Raw genomic sequence first — 16,924 nt, 5'->3', positions numbered from 1 at the left:
AACGCGCCCCCGCTCGCCGCCCCGACCCTCAGGAAAGGCTCCGCCGTGCCGCTCGACGTCGTCATCTGCGAACCCCTGCGCACCCCCATCGGCCGGTTCGGCGGGGCCTTCGCCCAGCAGACCCCGGCCGCGCTGGCCGCACGCGTCATCGCGGAGATCGTCACCCGCACCGGCATCGACCCCGCCCGGGTCGACGAGGTGATCCTCGGCCACGCCTATCCGACCAGCGAGGCCCCTGCCATCGGCCGGGTCGCCGCCCTGGACGCCGGACTGCCCACCACGGTCACCGGCTCCCAGATCGACCGCCGCTGCGGTTCCGGGCTCCAGGCGGTGCTGGACGCGGCGATGCAGATCCGGGCCGGCTTCAGCGAAGTCGTCATCGCGGGCGGCGTCGACGTGATGAGCGCCGCCCCCTACTACACCCACGACGGACGCTGGGGCATCAAGGGGCCCGGCCTCCAGCTCCACGACGCACTCGCCCGGGGCCGCGTCACCGCCGGAGGCGTCAACCACCCGGTCCCCGGCGGCATGATCGAGACGGCGGAGAACCTGCGCCGGGAGTACGGCATCAGCCGCGCCGACCAGGACGCCCTGGCCCTCCGCTCCCAGCAACGCGCCGCCCACGCCGTCGCCGAGGGCCGCTACGACGCGGAGACCGTCCCCGTGACCGTACGCACCCGCAAGGGCGAAACGACCGTCACCGCCGACGAACACCCCCGGCCCGACACCACCGCGGAACAACTCGCCGCGCTCCGCCCGGTGATGGCGAAGTCCGACCCGGACGCCACCGTCACCGCGGGCAACGCCAGCGGTCAGAACGACGCGGCCGCCGCCTGCCTGGTCACCAGCGCCGAAACCGCCGGACGCCTCGGCCTCACCCCGCTCGTGCGCCTCGTCTCCTTCGCCCGCGCCGGGGTCCCGGCCGCGACCATGGGCATCGCCCCCGTCGCCGCCACCCGTACGGCACTGGACCGCGCCGGACTCACCCTCGCCGACCTCGACCTGATCGAGCTGAACGAGGCGTTCGCCGCCCAGGTCCTGGCCTGCACACGGGAGCTGGGCCTCGGCGAGAGCGACCACGAGCAGCGGATCAACGTCAACGGATCGGGCATCTCGCTCGGCCACCCGGTCGGGGCCACCGGAGCCCGCGTCCTCGCCACGCTCACCCGCGAACTGCACCGCCGCGAAGGCCGCTACGGCCTGGAGGCGATGTGCATCGGCGGCGGCCAGGGCCTCGCCGCGATCTTCGAACGCATCGCGGACTGACGGCGGTTCGCGCGGAACCAGCGCACCCGGCGACCGCCGCCTCAAGGGCCCGAACCCGGGCCGGGGCGCCGCGTGACCGGCCCGGTGGCCTTCCGGGCGTCCTCGTAGAGGTGGTGCCGCGTCCCGGTCGGCACCTCGGCCCTTGCCGTCGTCCGGCACGCACAGAAGGTCCGGCCGGACAGTCCCCGCTGTCCGGCCGGACCTCGTTCTCCCGGGGGAGCTCTATCAGTCCCGCGCGCTACGGGTGCGGCGCATCAGCACCGCACCGCCGAGCAGCAGCGCGGCGCTCGCGCCGGCGGCCAGGCCCAGGTCGGCGGCACCGGTGTCGGCCAGGTGCGCGTCCGGGGTGTTGGACCCGGGCGTGCCGGACCCGGGAGTGTCCGAGCCGGGCGTGTCGGTACCGGGCGTGTCGGTCGGCGGCTGGTCGACGGGCGGCTCGTCCACGGGGGGCTCGTCGACCGGGGGCTCGTCCACGGGCGGCTCGTCCACGGGGGGCTCGTCGACGGGCGGCTCGTCGACGGGCGGCTCGTCCACGGGGGGCTCGTCGACCGGGGGCTCGTCCACGGGCGGCTCGTCCACCGGCGGCTCATCGACCGGCGGCTCGTCCACCGGGGGCTTGACCGGCGGGTGGTTGTGCTTCGGGCCGTCGGCGTTCACGCACTTGTTGCCGAAGGCAGGGTTCAGCAGAGCGATCACATTCACGGTGTTGCCGCACACATTGACCGGGACATTCACCGGCGCCTGCACGGCGTTGCCGGAACCGACCCCCGGCGAACCGACGGCAGCCCCCTCGGCCGACGCGTCGGCGTGCGCGGTGCCGCCCACCGCCGCCAAGAGGCCCGATGCGGCCGCCATGACGATCAAGCTTTTGTTGAAGACCTGTCGCATTACTTGCCCTTCCTTAGGACATTCGCGAGGACATCGCGTGGGTGTTTCGCGCGCGGATTCCGGGCAGCCATCGGGCGGAGCCGCTGCACAGCCGGATCCGGCGGGAAACCATGGTGAAAGTGGTGAAGACGTGCGCGCTGGACGACTGCCATAACGACTCAGGCAGAGGCGGGAAACTTCGAGTCGCGTGGGAATTGTGTAATCACCCGAACGGGTGGCGCCTGTGTACCCCGCGCATCCCGGTTCGCAGAGCAAGAAAAACGATTCGTCTTCAACTGGGAAGTCGTCTGCTGGTGTTGACAGTCGACGAGCGTCCGCCGCCCCTGCGTCGTGGCGACAGAGGGATCGGCGCTCGCCCGCCCGTTCGGGCCAAAGGATCCGGCGAGGCGTGTGTAATTTCTCCACGAACAGATTCCCGTGCGCCAGGACAGGGGGGGCGCCTCGTGTCCGGCATTCGGGTGAATGGGCGGAACCTAACGTCGCGTGGTGAGTTGACCAGGGGGCTCCGCCACGGGGCAACCGGTACGAGAAGGGTTAATCGTGATCAAGAAGGTTCTGGCTACGGGCGCTGTCGCCGCCTCCATCCTCGGTCTCGGCGCGACGCAGGCCATGGCCATCGCCAACGACGGCGGCACGACCTCGGTCAACGGCAACGGTGCCTCGCAGTCGTACGGCAACTCCGAGACCCACGGTGACTGGAGCCCGCAGTTCGCGCTCGTCCAGGGCTCGCTGAACAAGCCCTGCATCGCCCTTCCGGCCAAGGCGAACGTCGGCTCGCTCATCGGCCTCGTGCCGGTCGCGGTCCAGGACATCAACGTCCTGTCCTCCCCGCAGAACCAGCAGTGCACCGAGAACTCCACCCAGGCCAAGGGCGACGAGGCGCTGTCGCACATCCTGGAGGACATCCCGATCCTCTCCGGCAACGGCGTCGGCAACAACTGATCCGCGGCCGCTCTGCTCGGGCCCGAGCCCTCGGCGTTCCTCCACCGAGCGGCTCGGGCCCGTCGTTCTCCCGGAACGCGAACACGGCTTCCTCGTCCGCGCCCCTAACGCACCGCGGAGAGGCGGGCCATGTGGCATTCGGGCGGATATCCGGGAATCCGCCCGTCGAACAGTTCCGATTCCGGACGTTCATCGTTATGTAGGACAGCGCCGGAGTCGCGAGCCATCACCATTCGGCTCGGGCGGGCACGACTGTCGTGACCGCACCGGACTCCGCCGAGGAAAGGGAAGAAAAGTGAAGTTCACCAAGGTTGCCGCCGTCGCCGCCGGTACGTTCCTGGCGATGGGCGTCGCCGCGCCGGCCATGGCCGACTCGGGTGCCGAGGCCATTGCCGTCGGTTCCCCGGGCGTGCTGTCGGGCAACGTCCTCCAGGTCCCGATCCACATTCCGCTCAACGTCTGCGGCAACACCGTCAACGTGATCGGCGCGCTGAACCCGGCGTTCGGCAACACCTGCATCAACAAGTAACTCCGACCGGCCGGGCCTCTTCGGCCCTCAGGCCGGTGGGCCTCGTACGGCAATTGCCGTACGAGGCCTTTTCGCTGGCCGGTTGTACGCATGCGTGGACAAGGCCGGAGAAATTCCTCGCCCCGCAGTTTCCCGGAAGCGGCCTGATCGTTGATCAGGGAGAAAGCGGCAGAAGTCACAGGTAAAGAAAGCTTGTGTGCGGCACGGAGACGTGACCGAAGCAGACGCCGCGCAGAAGGGAACCAGAAAAGTGAAGTACGCGAAGACCGCCGCCCTCGTTGTCGGTTCCGTGGCTGCCCTCGGAACGGCCGCACCCGCCTTCGCCGCTACTACGCCCACGGCCCCCAACTTCAGCCTCGACAGCGGCCTCAACCAGGTGGTGGCCAGCGCCCCGCAGGTCGTGGAGCCGGTGGTGGACACGGCCGCCGAGACCACCGAGACGCTCGCGGAGGACGGCACGGTCGGCAAGCTGGCGGGCCAGGCGACCGGCGCGGTCGAGGGCGCCGCTCCGCTGCTCGGCGGCGTTCCCCTCGGCGGCTGACCGCCGCATCACGACCTTTCCCCCCGGGCTTCTCCGCCTGAACAGCACCACTTTCCAGAAGGGCTCTCCCATGTTCAAGAAGATCATGTCCTCGGCGGCCGTCGCCGTCTCCATCGTCGGCGTCTCCGCCGCGGCCGCCCCGTCCGCCATGGCCATCGCCAACGACGGCGGCACGACCTCGGTCAACGGCAACGGCGCCTCCCAGGCGTACGGCAACTCCGAGACCCACGGCGACTGGAGCCCGCAGTTCGCGCTCATCCAGGGCTCGCTGAACAAGCCCTGCATCGCCCTCCCGGCCAAGGCGAACGTCGGCTCGCTGCTCGGTGTCGTGCCGATCTCCGTCCAGGACATCAACGTCCTGTCCTCCCCGCAGAACCAGCAGTGCACCGAGAACTCCACCCAGGCCAAGGGTGACGAGGCCCTGTCGCACCTGCTGAACGACATCCCGATCCTCTCCGGCAACGGCGCCGGCAACAACTGAGCCCGAGCGGCTCCGGTCCGCTCCCTTTGACCCACCGGGGGCCAGTTCACCGGTACGGCGACCGCTCCTCGCCGGACCGGACGGACTGGCCCCTCGTCATGTGCCGCTGTCTCCGGTCGGGTCAACCGGTTGGGCCGGATGCCGTAACCCCGGCTGACAGTCCCTGCCGGGCCGGGTAAGGCCTCGGCATGGATCCGTACGACAGTCAGACCCCGCACAGCGCCGAGCGGTGGCCCGCGCCGGGCGGCACGCCGATCTTCGACCGGCTCCTCGCCGAGTGGCAGGCGGCCGGAGGCGAGCACCCCCTCGCGGAACCGCACCAGGGCCCGCCCTCCCGCCGCGGTGGCTTCGTCCCGGCAGCGCGCACCTCGGAACAGGTTCCCGGGCCCGAGACGCCCAGGAATTGACGAGAAGCGTCGACCTTGCGCCGGAACGAACCCATTTGAGTGGTACTGCGCAACCGATCAGGGACAGCGGCAGTTGATCAGTACGTTCCACAACGGGACGCTCCGAAAGGTGAAGTTGATGAAGAAGATGATGGCCGGCGCTGCAGTGGCCGTGTCCCTGCTCGGTCTGTCCGCAGTCGCGGCTCCCACGGCCATGGCGATCGGCAACGACGGCGGCACCACCACGGTCAACGGCAATGGTGCCGAGTCGGAGATCGGCAACGCCGAGACCGAGGGCGACTGGAGCCCGCAGAACCAGCTCGTTCAGGGCACCCTGAACAAGCTGTGCGTCGGCCTGCCCCTCAAGGCCAACGTCGGCTCGCTCGTCGGCATCGTGCCGATCGCGGTCCAGGACGTCAACGTCCTGTCCAACCCGCAGAACCAGCAGTGCGCCGACAACTCCACCCAGGCCAAGGGCGACGAGCCGCTGTCGCACATCCTGGACGACATCCCGGTCCTCTCGGGCAACGGCGTCGGCAACAACTGACGTACCCCAGCCTGACGGTGTGAGCGCGGGCGGTCCGAGGGTCACTCCTCGGGCCGCCCGCCCTCGTTGGCACGGCACCGGGCGCATGACGAGGCCCACCACTCCACGGGGGGTGGTGGGCCTCGTCATGCGCCGGGGCGGCGGAGCGCCTCAGCCCAGGGAACGGACCGGGAGCAGGCAGTGGGCGGCGGTGCGGACGACCTCCTCGTCGGCGGCGAAGGCCCGCAACTGGTCCTCGCTGACCGGCTGCCCGGGAACGGCCTCCGGCCACGGGCTCGTGGCGAACATCCCGTACACCTGGCCCTGCGCCTGGGCGGCGGCCAGCCACTCGGCGGGGGCGGGGTACTGCGCGCTGAGGTGAGGCAGGGTCAGGACGGCCCGGCCCGCCTGGACGAGGAGCTTCGCCTGGATGTTCGGACTCTCGGCGGCGTCCTGGATGGAGCCGCCGACGTGGAGGCCCGCGCGCTCCAGGGCGGCACGCATGGCCTCGCGGCCGACCAGCGGCCCGTCCTGCCCGTCGCCCAACGAGTAGGCGAGGAGGAAGGCGGTGTCCTGGTCCGCGTCGGGCTGGCGGCCGCTCCAGCCGATCAGGATCTGGGTGCCCAACTGGGCCGGGGTGAACATGCCGGTGGAGGCCTGGGGTGTGGTCATGCTCGGCACCCTAACGGCCATGAACCGGGCTCCATGCATGCGTATCACCCGATCGAGGGAGATTAAGGGTATCTCTCGCGAATGCGCCCGCTCGAACGTCCCCCGACCGTGGGCCGGGATAAATCGGTTGACGGTGCTCCCGGGGGCCGGGCTAGGGTGATCACCGTTCCGCCGGAGAGCCGGAGAGCCGGAGAGCCGGAGAAGTCCGAGGGACCGGAAGAACCGAAGCACCCAGAAGAACCAGAGGAATCAGGAGGTGAGGACATTGATGGCTGTCGTCGCGATGGGCACTGCCCACAACCGGAAGAGCATCGTTCTCATCTCCGTGGCCACCGGCTGACTTCACCTCTCTCCTTCCCGCGCCGAGCGCGCCCGCCGGGGCCACCCTGTGAAGGGTTTCCCTTGTCTTTCTCGTTTTCTTCCTCCTCTTCCTCCGCTGTCTCCTCCTCGTACCCGCTGACTCCGTACGGCTGGGACGAGGACTGGGCGGCAGCCTTCTCCCCGTACGCCGAGCAGGGGCTCGTGCCGGGACGGGTCGTGCGGGTGGACCGCGGTCAGTGCGACGTGATCACCGCCGACGGCACGGTCCGCGCCGACACCGCGTTCGTGGTGCCCCGTGACCCGATGCGGATCGTCTGCACCGGCGACTGGGTGGCGCTCGACGCGGCGGGCGGCGACCCGCGCTTCGTCCGTACGCTGCTGCCGCGCCGCACCGCCTTCGTCCGCTCGACCTCGTCGCAGCGGTCCGACGGCCAAGTGCTCGCCACCAACGTCGACCACATCGCCATCTGCGTCTCGCTCGCCGTCGAGCTGGACCTCGGGCGGGTCGAGCGGTTCCTCGCGCTCGCCCTGTCCAGCTCCGAGGGCGCCGCACTGCTGGGCGACGGTTCCGGCGGGGAGCACCGGCCCCAGCCGATCGTGGTCCTGACCAAGGCCGACCTGGTGCCCGACGCGGTCACCCTGTCCCACCTCGTCCAGGACATCGAGGCCATCGCGCCCGGCGTCCAGGTGCTGCCCGTCAGCTCCACCACCGGCGAAGGGCTCGACGTCTTCGGCGCCGTCGTCTCCGGCGGCACGAGCGTGCTGCTCGGCATCTCCGGCGCGGGCAAGTCCACCCTCGCCAACACCCTGCTCGGCAGGGAAGCGATGGAGGTCCAGGCCGCCCGCGACGTGGACGGCAAGGGCCGGCACACCACCACGACCCGCAATCTCCTGCTCCTGCCGCACGGGGGCGTCCTCATCGACACCCCCGGGCTCCGCGGGGTCGGCCTGTTCGACGCCGGGACCGGGGTCGGCGAGGTCTTCTCCGAGATCGAGGAGCTGGCCGCGCACTGCCGGTTCCACGACTGCGCCCACGAGGCCGAGCCGGGGTGTGCCGTCCTCGGCGCGCTGGATGACGGGAGCCTGCCCGAGCGGCGGCTGGAGAGCTACCGCAAGCTGATCCGCGAGAACCAGCGGATCGTCGCCAAGACCGACGCCCGGGTGCGCGCCGAGATCCTGCGGGACTGGAAGCGCAAGGGCGCGGAGGGGCGCGCGGCCATGCAGGCCAAGCGCGGCCGGGTCCGGTAGTCCGGCGGGCCCGCCTCGACGTCCGAAAACCGCGAGTGCGGCGGCCCCGGCTGCCGCACACTGGACGGTGTGATGGACGAACGGACCCGGTACGAGGCGGTGAGCAGCCGCGACGCACGGTTCGACGGCGCGTTCTTCTTCGCCGTCGTGACCACCGGCATCTACTGCCGGCCGAGCTGCCCCGCCGTCACGCCCCGACGCGCCAACGTGCGCTTCTACCCCACCGCGGCGGCGGCCCAGGCGGGCGGCTTCCGGGCCTGCCGCCGCTGCCGCCCGGACGCCGTGCCCGGCTCCGCCGAGTGGAACGTCCGCGCGGACGTCGTCGGCCGGGCCATGCGCCTGATCGGCGACGGAGTGGTGGACCGCGAAGGCGTTCCCGGACTCGCCGGGCGGCTCGGCTACAGCGCCCGGCAGGTCCAGCGCCAGCTCAACGCGGAGCTGGGCGCGGGGCCCGTCGCGCTCGCCCGCGCCCAGCGCTCCCACACCGCCCGGGTGCTCCTCCAGACCACCGGGCTGCCGGTCACCGAGATCGCCTTCGCCGCCGGGTTCGCCAGCGTGCGGCAGTTCAACGACACCATCCGGCAGATCTACGCCCGCACGCCCAGCGCCCTGCGCGCCGAAGCGGGTACGGGGCTCGGCGGCGGGCACCGCGAGGGGTTGCGGGCCGGGGTCCCGCTGCGGCTCGCCCATCGGGGCCCGTACGCCACCGCCGCCCTGTTCGACCTGCTGGCCAGCGAGGCGGTCGACCGGGTCGAGGAGATGGTGGGGCCGCCCGGCTCCCGCACGTATCGGCGCACGCTGCGGCTGCCGTACGGCTCCGGGCTCGTCGCGGTCGACGAGGCGTCACCGGGCGGCCCCTGGCTGGAGGCCCGGATCCACCTCACCGACCTGCGCGACCTGACCACCGCCGTCCAGCGGGTGCGCCGCCTGTTCGACCTGGACGCCGACCCGTACGCCGTGGACGAGGCGCTGGCCGCCGACCCCCGGCTCGCCCCGCTGGTCGCCGCCCGTCCCGGGCTGCGCTCGCCGGGCGCGGCCGCCCCGGAGGAGGCCGCGGTGCGGGCCCTGGTGGGGCGCGCGGACGCCGGGGAGCTGGTCGAGCGGTACGGGAAGGCGCTGGACGTGCCGTGCGGCGGGCTCACCCATGTGTTCCCGGAGCCGGACGTGCTCGCGGGTTCGGCCGAGGACCCGGCGCTCTCGGCGCTGGCCACCGCGCTCGCCGACGGCCGGCTGCGGCTGGACGCCGGGGCCGACCGGGACGAGGCGGAGCGGACGCTGCTGACGCTGCCCGGGATCGGCCGGTCCACCGCCGCCCTGATCCGGATGCGGGCGCTCGGCGACCCCGACGTCGACCCGTACGGAACACCGGGCGCGGACCGGTGGCGGCCCTGGCGCTCCTACGCCGTACACCACCTGGAAGCGGCGGGGCAGCGGGCCTGAGCCGCAGCTGGCCTGAGCCGCATCGGGCCGGCGGAGGCCCCCGGTCAGCCCCAGAGCACCGCGCCCAGCCAGGCTCCCGCCACCAACAGACAGCAGAACAGCTCCACCAGCACCGCGTAGCCCGTCGCCCGCATCACCGAGCGCACCGACGCCCAGCCTGCGCCCCGACTGCCCAGCCGCAGCCGTTCCGCGCCGAAGATGGCTCCCACGTACCCCAGGATCCCGCCCACCACGGGCACCACGAAGAACCCCACGATGCCCGCGACCCCGCCGATCATCAACGTTCGGCGGGGCGCCCCCGACTCACCCGGGCGGCGCGGCGGCAGCAGCGGTTTGAGGGCCTGGTTCAGCAGCATCAGCCCCGTCGCGCCGATCAGGACGCCCCAGGCGGCCGGCGTCATGTCCGTGAGCGCCCACCACAGCAGCGCCGCCCAGACGATCGCCTGACCCGGCACGCCCGGCACCAGCACCCCGACCAGGCCCAGCAGCATGACCAGGCCGACGGCGACGAGCTGCCACACACTCATCTGACCAGCCTGCCGGAGAGTGCCCCGATCCGCCCGTCAGCACACCCCGCCCACCTGGGGCGACCTGCGCCGATGCCGCCTCGGGCCGCGAATCTCAGGCCTCGTGCCGCAGGCCTCGGCCCGGTTCGGTACGGGCCACCCAGCCCCGCTCGTAGGCATGCCAGCCCAGCTGGAGCCGCGTCGAGACCCCGGTCAGCTCCATCAGGCCCTTGACCCGGCGCTGCACCGTCCGCAGCCCCAGATCCAGCTGCTTGGCCACACTGGCGTCCGTCAGTCCCGCCAGCAGCAGCGACAGGATCTCCAGGTCCGTCGGATCCGGCCCGACCCCGTCCTCGCGCACCCCGCCGCCGCCCTCGCCCAGCCGCAGCGGCATCGCCTCCCGCCACACCGCCTCGAACAGGCCCATCAGCGACTCCAGCAGACCGCTGGCGTGCACGACCAGGGCCGCGGGCTCCTCGCCGCGCCCGGTCAGCGGGACCATCGCGAGGCTCCCGTCGGCGACCACCAGCTTCGTCGGCACCCGGTCCACCACGCGGCACTGCTCGTCCCGGCTCAGCGCCGCCGACAGCTCCAGGATCCCGTACGGCGTCGACAGCACCTCCCGCTCGACCACCACCCGGTAGCTCACCCCGCGCGAGGCGGCCCGCTCCTCTGACTCGTTCTCCATCCCGGTCACCGCGATCGGCTTGCCGGTCACCAGGGCGCACACCTCGGACACCGCTCCCAGCTGCAACTGGTGGAAACGCTGCGCGACGGCGCTCGCCCCGGTCACCACCTCCACCAGGTCGTGCACCGCCGGTTCGCTCGCCTCCGCCCGGTACTCCTCGGCCAGCAGCGCGGACGCCAGCTCCGCCTGCTCCAGCTCGTGCCGCTGCTGGATCAGCAGCGCGCCGAGCGCCACCCCGGGCGGCGCCGCCACCCAGCGGCCCGGCCGGGCCGAGGACTGGGCGGCCAGCCCCTGTTGCTCCAGCCGTCGCAGCACGCGTTCGGCGTCCGCCTCGGGAAGCGCCAGCCGGTGTGCGAGATCGGTCAGCTCAGCGGCTCCCGCGGCGACGAGCGCGCGGTACGCGGTCTCCTGTCTCTCGTCGAGACCTATGGCCCCCAGCATTCTCCGACCTCCCCGGACGTGGTGATCGCGCATCGCGGCGCCCCTGCGGCGGGTCCCGCGTGGCGGGAAAGGGCCACGGCGTAAACCCGCCGCCCACATCATCCCCCGTACCCCTGGCCCCTCTGCCACTGTGGCGCCACCGCAGCACCAACAACTTCCGGAATAAGGCCCGTTGGGCTGCTTCGTTCCGGATTGACCTGGGGAGAGCGATGCGCCCGATATCGCGTACGGCACTCGGAGCGGCGACCGCCGCCGTGCTCGCCGTCACCGTGATCGCGCCATCGGTGGCCGCGCCACCGGACGGGCGAGACGCGAAGAGACCCATCACCGGGAGCGCGGCGGCCGCCGCCACCGATCCGAAGCCCCGCACCCTGACCCTCGTCACCGGTGACCGGGTGCTGGTGACCACGGACGCCTCGGGCGCGCCCGCCGCCACCGCTCTGCCCCGGGCGGACGGCAGTGTTCCCCTCGTCCAGACCCGGCAGTCCGGCTCGGACCTGTACGTCTACCCCGAGTCCGCCGTCCCCGCGCTCGCCGCGGGCACCGTGGACGAGGAGCTGTTCAACGTCACCGGGCTCATCCGCCAGGGCTACGACGACAGTCGCGCCGACTCCGTCCCGCTGATCGCCACCTACACCGGCGACACCTCCCGCCGCACCCTCGTCATCCCGCGCGGGGCCGAACGCGGGGCGGCTCTCGACGTCATCGGCGGGCTCGCGCTCACGGCCGACAAGAAGCGCGCCGCCGACTTCTGGGCCGACCTCACCGCACCCCGCTCCCGGTCGGGCTCCGGCCTCAAGAAGCTCTGGCTCGACCGCAAGGTTCAGGCCAGTCTCGACAAGTCGACGAAGCAGGTCGGCGCGGACCGCGCCTGGGCCGCCGGCTACGACGGCACGGGCGCCAAGGTCGCCGTCCTGGACACCGGGGCGGACGCCGGACACCCCGATCTCCAGGACCGGATCAGCGCATCGGAGAACTTCACCGACTCCGCCGACACCGACGACCGCCAGGGCCACGGCACCCATGTCGCGTCCACCGTCGGCGGCTCCGGCGCGGCGAGCGACGGCAGGAACAAGGGCGTCGCACCCGGCGCCGACCTGATGGTCGGCAAGGTCCTCGACGACAGCGGCTCCGGCGCCGCGTCGTGGATCATCGCGGGCATGCAGTGGGCCGTCGACAACAAGGCCGACGTCGTCGCGATGAGCCTCGGCAGCGCCGAACCCACCGACTGCACCGACCCGATGAGTGTGGCCGCCGAGGAACTCGGCAAGAACAAGGACACGTTGTTCGTGGTCGCCGCCGGAAACCTCGGCCCCTCCCTGAACACCGTCTCATCGCCCGGGTGCGCCCCCGGCGTCCTGACCGTGGGCGCCGTGGACCGCGACGACTCCACCGCGGACTTCTCCAGCCGCGGCCCCGCGATCGGCTCGCACACCCTCAAGCCCGAGATCGCCGCGCCCGGCGTCGCCATCTCCGCCGCCTCTGCGGGCGGCCGGGGCGCACAGGCGTACCGCTCCATGTCCGGTACGTCGATGGCCACCCCGCATGTCGCTGGCGCCGCAGCCGTGGTGAAGCAGCGTCACCCCGATTGGACCGCCCAGCAGATCAAGGCGGCCCTCGTCTCCTCGGCCCGCAGTGCCGTCCCCGGTGACGTACGTGAGACCGGAGGTGGCCGTCTCGACGTCGACCGCGCCGTCGGCACGCCCGTGACCGGCGCTCCCGCCGTGCAGGGCGGCACCTTCAACTGGCCGCAGGACAAAAGCGATCGCACCACCGTCGCCGTGCCGTACACCAACACGAGCGGCAAGGCGGTCAAGCTCTCGCTGAAGATCGCGGGCGTCACCGGCAACGACGGGTCGACGGTCCGCTCGAAGATCGCCTCACTCGGCCGCACATCCGTCACCGTGCCCGCCGGCGCGTCCGTCGAGGTGCCTCTCGCCCTCGCCCCCGACGCCCGGCTGACCGCCGCCCAGTACGGCGACGTCACCGGCCGGGTCCTCGCCACGGCCACCGGGGGAGTGCAGGTCTCCACCCCGTTCTCCCTGTACGTGGCACCGGAGACCGTCACCCTGCGCGTCAAGCTCGTCGACCGCAGCGGAAAGCCCGCCGACGGCGTGTCCTCCCTCGACCTCATCGGCACCGACACCGCCTCCGGCGAACGCCGCTTCAACGAGGGCGCCACCGACCAGACCTACCAGGTCCGGCCCGGCGCGTACTTCGTCTCCAGCTTCATCGCCTCGCCCGACGCCGCTGACCCGACCGGTCGACTCGTGGGCTCCGTCGGATACCTGGCGCGTCCTCAGCTGAACGTCACGAAGGACACCACCCTGGTGCTCGACGCGCGCAAGGCCCACCGGCTGACGGTGCGGACCGAGGACCGGGTCGCCGAGACCCGTGGCGCGACCCTCGCGTTCGGGCGCTCCTGGGACGACACCTGGCTGCACTCCGGATCCATCTCCGGCACCGGGATCGTCAAGGACTACCTGGTCGACGTCCAGGGCAGAGCCCGTGACGGGGACTTCGAGTTCACCTCCTTCTGGCGCGCCTACGCCCCGCAGATCCAGAAGTTCTCCCTGGTCGGAGGAGCACCCCTGCACCCCCGGCCCGCCACCACGGGCTCGGTCAACCTGGACGGCACCGGCCGCGCCGAGGTCGTCGACGCCGGTGCGGGCAGCGCCGCCGAGCTGGAGGCCGCCGGAGCGAAGGACCGGATCGCCCTGGTGAAGGTCGGCGACGACGCCTCGGGCGTCCTGGCCCAGGCCCGGGCCGCCCGGGCCGCCGGGGCGAAGGCGCTCCTGGTGCACCGCCCCTCGGCCGGCGACTGGCAGCCGGGCCTCGGCTACGGGGCCGCGCCCCTGCCGGTCCTCGGCCTGCGTGCCGAGGAGGCCGCCGTGCTGAGGACGGCCCTCGGCCAGGGGAAGGCGGAGGTCTCCTGGACCGCCACGGCCGTCAGCCCGTTCGTCTACAACCTGTCGTTCCCGGAGACGGGGCAGATCACCTCGGACCGCACCTACCGGGTCCGGGACCGGAAGCTCGGCTCGGTCGTCTCCACCCATGAATCCATGGGCGTGGCCACCGACTTCATCGACACGCTTCTCGTCTCCCGTCCCTACGGCGCGACCTACAGCGCGTCCACGCTCGCCCTGGTCGCCGCCCCCGGAAAGCGCACCGAGTACTACACGGCGGGGGACACCGTGTGGCAGAGGATGCTCTCCTCCAGCTTCCCCTGGGGCGAGCTGATGACGGGCGACGCCCGTACGCACGAAGCCGGCCGGGCCACGACCGAGGAGTGGTACCGGGGCCTCCTGGTCCCCGGCGCCCCGCGCGACTCCCAGGGCGCGGAAGCACTCGCCGGTGAACGGCAGGGCGATCTGATCGGCGTCGCCCCCGCCTTCATGACCGACTCCGAACACGTGGGCCAACAGGGCTCGTTCGGGGACATCGGCGGGATGCGGCTCACGCGTGAGGGCGAAGTCGTCGGCGAGAGCGGCTACCCGTTCGGCGTCTTCACCGTGCCCGCCGAGGACGCCGCGTACGAACTCACCCTGATGACCACGAAGATCGGCTCACCCGCGGCGGTCTGGAAGCGGTCCACCCAGACGGAGACCACCTGGGGATTCCGTTCCGAGCGGAAGCCGGACGTGGAGTCGCAGGGGCTCCCGCTGCTCTTCCCGCGCTACGACGTGCCGTCCGACGGAATGAAGACGGTCCCCGCGAAGAACGGTCAGCGGATCGGACTCGACGTGACCGGGCACGCCGGGTACACCCCGGGCGAACTCACCGGCGCGAAGGTCTCGTTCAGCTACGACGGCGGCGAGACCTGGCACGCGGCCACCACCGCTCACCAGGGCGGCCGCTGGACCGCGACCGTCGACCACGCGGACGCGACCGGAAAGTCCGTCACCCTGCGGACGGAGCTGAGCGACGCGAACGGCAACTCCGTCGTCCAGACCGTCGACGACGCGTACGTCGTGCGCTGAGGGGCCGGCACGGAAAGCCGCTGAACCGGTGATCGGCTGAGCATACGAACGGCTGGAACGTCGAGATGCCGATCACTCCGACCGGTCCGCCGGGCGTCCCTCCCGTGGGGGGTGGGGCCGCCCGGCGGACCCTATTTACGGGCCACTTTTTCCCGTTGCCCCGTTTTCGGGCCGCCTTCGCGGTGGACAATAAGGGCATGAGTCAGCAGGGGGAGAAGCCCGCCGCCCATGAGGACGACTGGTGGCGCAAGCTGTACGACGAGTCCACGCCGGACACCGGCCCCAGCCGCGCGGCCGACAGCCTCGACGACCGCTTCGACTCCGTGTCGGACACGGTGGGCGGGTCGGTGGACGACCACCGGGACGCCGTGCGCGAGACCGTCCGGGATCCGTACGCGGAGCCGTACGAGGACCCGTTCGCGGACCGCTACGAGGAACCGGACGCCGACCGCTACGCGGCCCCGTACACGGATACCTATCGGCTGCCGGAACAGGGCCGGTCCGTGGCGGCGCGGCGGGAGCCGGCCCGGGATGCGCCCCTGGACCCGTCTGCGGTGGTGCCGGGCCCGGACCCGGCAGCGGCTCTGGTGCCGGACCCGGCCGTTGCTCCGGTCCTGGCTCCGGCGGTGGTCCCGGACCCGTCGGTGGCCCCGGCCGCCGCTCCCGTGCCGCCGTCGCCGGCCGCTACGCCCGCACCGCCGTCCTCGGCCGCCACTCCCGCACCGCCGTCCCCGGCCTCCACTCCCGTGCCGCCGCCCCCGAGCGCCACTCCCGCACCGCCGTCGCTCTCGGCCTCCACCCCCGTACCTCCGCCGCCCGTGCCGCCGCCTCCGGCCGCCGCTCCCGTACCGCCTCCGCCGCCGGCCTCCCCTCCGGCCGCGCCCCGCACCACCGTCTTCCCCGCGCCCTGGGAAGCGCCCGCCGGGCAGCCGGGGCCCCGGACCTTCGCCGCGCCGCGCGTGCCGGAGCAGCCCGAGCCGGACGCGGTGGTCCTCGCACCCGACCCCAGCGCCCTGCACGAACTGCCGCCGGACCCCCCGGCCGCCGCCGACGCACGGCCCGCCGTCCGGCATCTCGGGGACCGGCCGCCCACCTACGACGCCGAACCCGCCGCCCTGCCCTCCGCCACCTCGGAGAATCTGGACGGGCTTGTCCCCGACACCGTCCTGGACGGCGCGCGCTACGGGACGTACACCCTGCGCGCCGCCTCCGTGCGCGGCGACTCCGCCCGCTTCCGCGGTGAACCCCGGCGCGACGGGCTGCTCACCGCCCGCTTCGGGGCCGCCGAGAGCGCCCTCGTCCTCGTCGCCGTCGCCGGGGCCCGACGGGACGGCGAGGCGGCGCACCTCGCCGCGGCCGACGCCTGCCGCTGGATCGGCGGGGCCGTCGCCCGCAGCCACCTCAGGCTCTCCGAGGACATAAGGGCCGGCCGCCGGGGCGACCTGAAGTCCGGGCTGCACCGGCTCACCGACCGTACGTACGGCAAGCTGCGCGCCCGTGCCGCCGAACTCGGCGTCGAACCGGACGCGTACACCGCCAGCCTCCGCTGCCTCCTGCTGTCCGCCGACCCCGACTGCCGCACCCGGGTCTTCTTCGGCGTCGGCAGCGGCGGCCTCTTCCGTCTCCGCGACGGACTCTGGCAGGACCTGGAGCCCTTCCTCCCGGAGGGCGCCGCCCCGCTGCCGGGCGACGCGCAGGAGGAGAGCCCGGACGGAGACCGGCTCACCATGGACCTCCAGATCACCGGGCCCCCGTCCCCGAACGCCGGGGGACCCCCGCAGCCGCCCGCCGAGCCCTTCCGGTTCCGGGCCTCCGTGGCGCGCCCCGGCGACACCCTGATGCTGTGCAGCAACGGACTCGCCGAGCCGATGCGCGGCGAGGCGGCGCTCCCCGGCGAGCTGGCCGGGCGCTGGGGGAGCGCCGGGCCGCCCGGACTGCCCGCCTTCCTCGCCGACACCCAGCTCCGTATCAAGGGGTACGCCGACGACCGCACCTGCGCCGCCGTCTGGGAGGCGTAACCGCGCGCCCCGTGGGTTGATGGATTCCGGAGCCCGGCGGAACGGTGTTTC

General features: G+C 72.7%; 15 protein-coding genes. 11 read left to right on the top strand and 4 right to left on the bottom strand.

What is annotated here, in order from left to right; all coding sequences use genetic code 11:
- Positions 1-45: 45 nt before the first annotated feature.
- On the top strand, positions 46-1,266 hold the full coding sequence (locus ACFWRV_RS09275) for an acetyl-CoA C-acetyltransferase (protein ID WP_384330865.1): 1,221 nt from the start codon (positions 46-48) through the stop codon (positions 1,264-1,266).
- 225 nt (positions 1,267-1,491) lie between these two features.
- Here ACFWRV_RS09275 and ACFWRV_RS09270 read toward each other — a convergent pair whose 3' ends face one another.
- On the bottom strand, positions 1,492-2,154 hold the full coding sequence (locus tag ACFWRV_RS09270; RefSeq protein ID WP_384330583.1) for a chaplin family protein: 663 nt from the start codon (positions 2,152-2,154) through the stop codon (positions 1,492-1,494).
- Between the two features lie 540 nt (positions 2,155-2,694).
- Between ACFWRV_RS09270 and ACFWRV_RS09265 the strand changes: the two genes are divergently transcribed.
- The 6 genes from ACFWRV_RS09265 (at position 2,695) to ACFWRV_RS09240 (ending at position 5,580) form a co-directional block, all read left to right on the top strand.
- Complete coding sequence (locus ACFWRV_RS09265) at positions 2,695-3,096, top strand: rodlin (RefSeq protein ID WP_006128514.1); 402 nt, start codon at positions 2,695-2,697, stop codon at positions 3,094-3,096.
- Positions 3,097-3,391: 295 nt separating this feature from the next.
- On the top strand, positions 3,392-3,625 hold the full coding sequence (locus ACFWRV_RS09260; RefSeq protein WP_384330580.1) for a chaplin: 234 nt from the start codon (positions 3,392-3,394) through the stop codon (positions 3,623-3,625).
- 250 nt (positions 3,626-3,875) lie between these two features.
- On the top strand, positions 3,876-4,166 hold the full coding sequence (locus ACFWRV_RS09255) for a hypothetical protein (RefSeq protein ID WP_384330862.1): 291 nt from the start codon (positions 3,876-3,878) through the stop codon (positions 4,164-4,166).
- A 70-nt stretch (positions 4,167-4,236) separates the two neighbouring features.
- Positions 4,237-4,647, top strand: a complete 411-nt coding sequence (locus tag ACFWRV_RS09250) for a rodlin (protein WP_384330577.1) — start codon at positions 4,237-4,239, stop codon at positions 4,645-4,647.
- Positions 4,648-4,835: 188 nt separating this feature from the next.
- Positions 4,836-5,054: a hypothetical protein gene (locus ACFWRV_RS09245; RefSeq protein WP_384330575.1), complete on the top strand. Its 219-nt coding sequence runs from the start codon at positions 4,836-4,838 to the stop codon at positions 5,052-5,054.
- Positions 5,055-5,172: 118 nt separating this feature from the next.
- Positions 5,173-5,580 (top strand): rodlin, encoded by a 408-nt coding sequence (locus tag ACFWRV_RS09240; RefSeq protein ID WP_097887184.1) that lies wholly within the window; start codon positions 5,173-5,175, stop codon positions 5,578-5,580.
- 150 nt (positions 5,581-5,730) lie between these two features.
- Here ACFWRV_RS09240 and ACFWRV_RS09235 read toward each other — a convergent pair whose 3' ends face one another.
- A complete protein-coding gene (locus ACFWRV_RS09235) occupies positions 5,731-6,231 on the bottom strand; it encodes a DUF5949 family protein (RefSeq protein WP_384330571.1) in 501 nt (166 codons plus the stop codon).
- Between the two features lie 402 nt (positions 6,232-6,633).
- Between ACFWRV_RS09235 and rsgA the strand changes: the two genes are divergently transcribed.
- Positions 6,634-7,800, top strand: a complete 1,167-nt coding sequence (rsgA, locus tag ACFWRV_RS09230; protein ID WP_384330569.1) for a ribosome small subunit-dependent GTPase A — start codon at positions 6,634-6,636, stop codon at positions 7,798-7,800.
- A gap of 72 nt (positions 7,801-7,872) precedes the next feature.
- The gene (locus tag ACFWRV_RS09225; protein ID WP_384330859.1) at positions 7,873-9,240 is read left to right on the top strand and encodes a DNA-3-methyladenine glycosylase 2 family protein; all 1,368 of its coding nucleotides are present in this window, start codon (positions 7,873-7,875) and stop codon (positions 9,238-9,240) included.
- 44 nt (positions 9,241-9,284) lie between these two features.
- On the opposite strand, the gene ACFWRV_RS09220 is transcribed toward ACFWRV_RS09225, so the two are convergent.
- Positions 9,285-9,767, bottom strand: coding sequence for a DUF456 domain-containing protein (locus ACFWRV_RS09220; protein ID WP_384330566.1), 483 nt, complete (start codon positions 9,765-9,767; stop codon positions 9,285-9,287).
- A gap of 94 nt (positions 9,768-9,861) precedes the next feature.
- The gene (locus ACFWRV_RS09215) at positions 9,862-10,875 is read right to left on the bottom strand and encodes a helix-turn-helix domain-containing protein (protein WP_384330563.1); all 1,014 of its coding nucleotides are present in this window, start codon (positions 10,873-10,875) and stop codon (positions 9,862-9,864) included.
- A 209-nt stretch (positions 10,876-11,084) separates the two neighbouring features.
- On the opposite strand from ACFWRV_RS09215, the gene ACFWRV_RS09210 reads away from it, so the two are divergent.
- Entirely contained in the window at positions 11,085-14,855 is a 3,771-nt protein-coding gene (locus ACFWRV_RS09210; protein ID WP_384330560.1) for a S8 family serine peptidase, read from the top strand.
- 197 nt (positions 14,856-15,052) lie between these two features.
- Complete coding sequence (locus tag ACFWRV_RS09205) at positions 15,053-16,873, top strand: protein phosphatase 2C domain-containing protein (protein WP_384330557.1); 1,821 nt, start codon at positions 15,053-15,055, stop codon at positions 16,871-16,873.
- The last annotated feature ends 51 nt before the right edge of the window (positions 16,874-16,924 follow it).

This window comes from Streptomyces sp. NPDC058576 (assembly GCF_042718715.1).
Lineage (GTDB): Bacteria > Actinomycetota > Actinomycetes > Streptomycetales > Streptomycetaceae > Streptomyces.
This window is presented reverse-complemented; position numbering and strand designations above follow the sequence as displayed.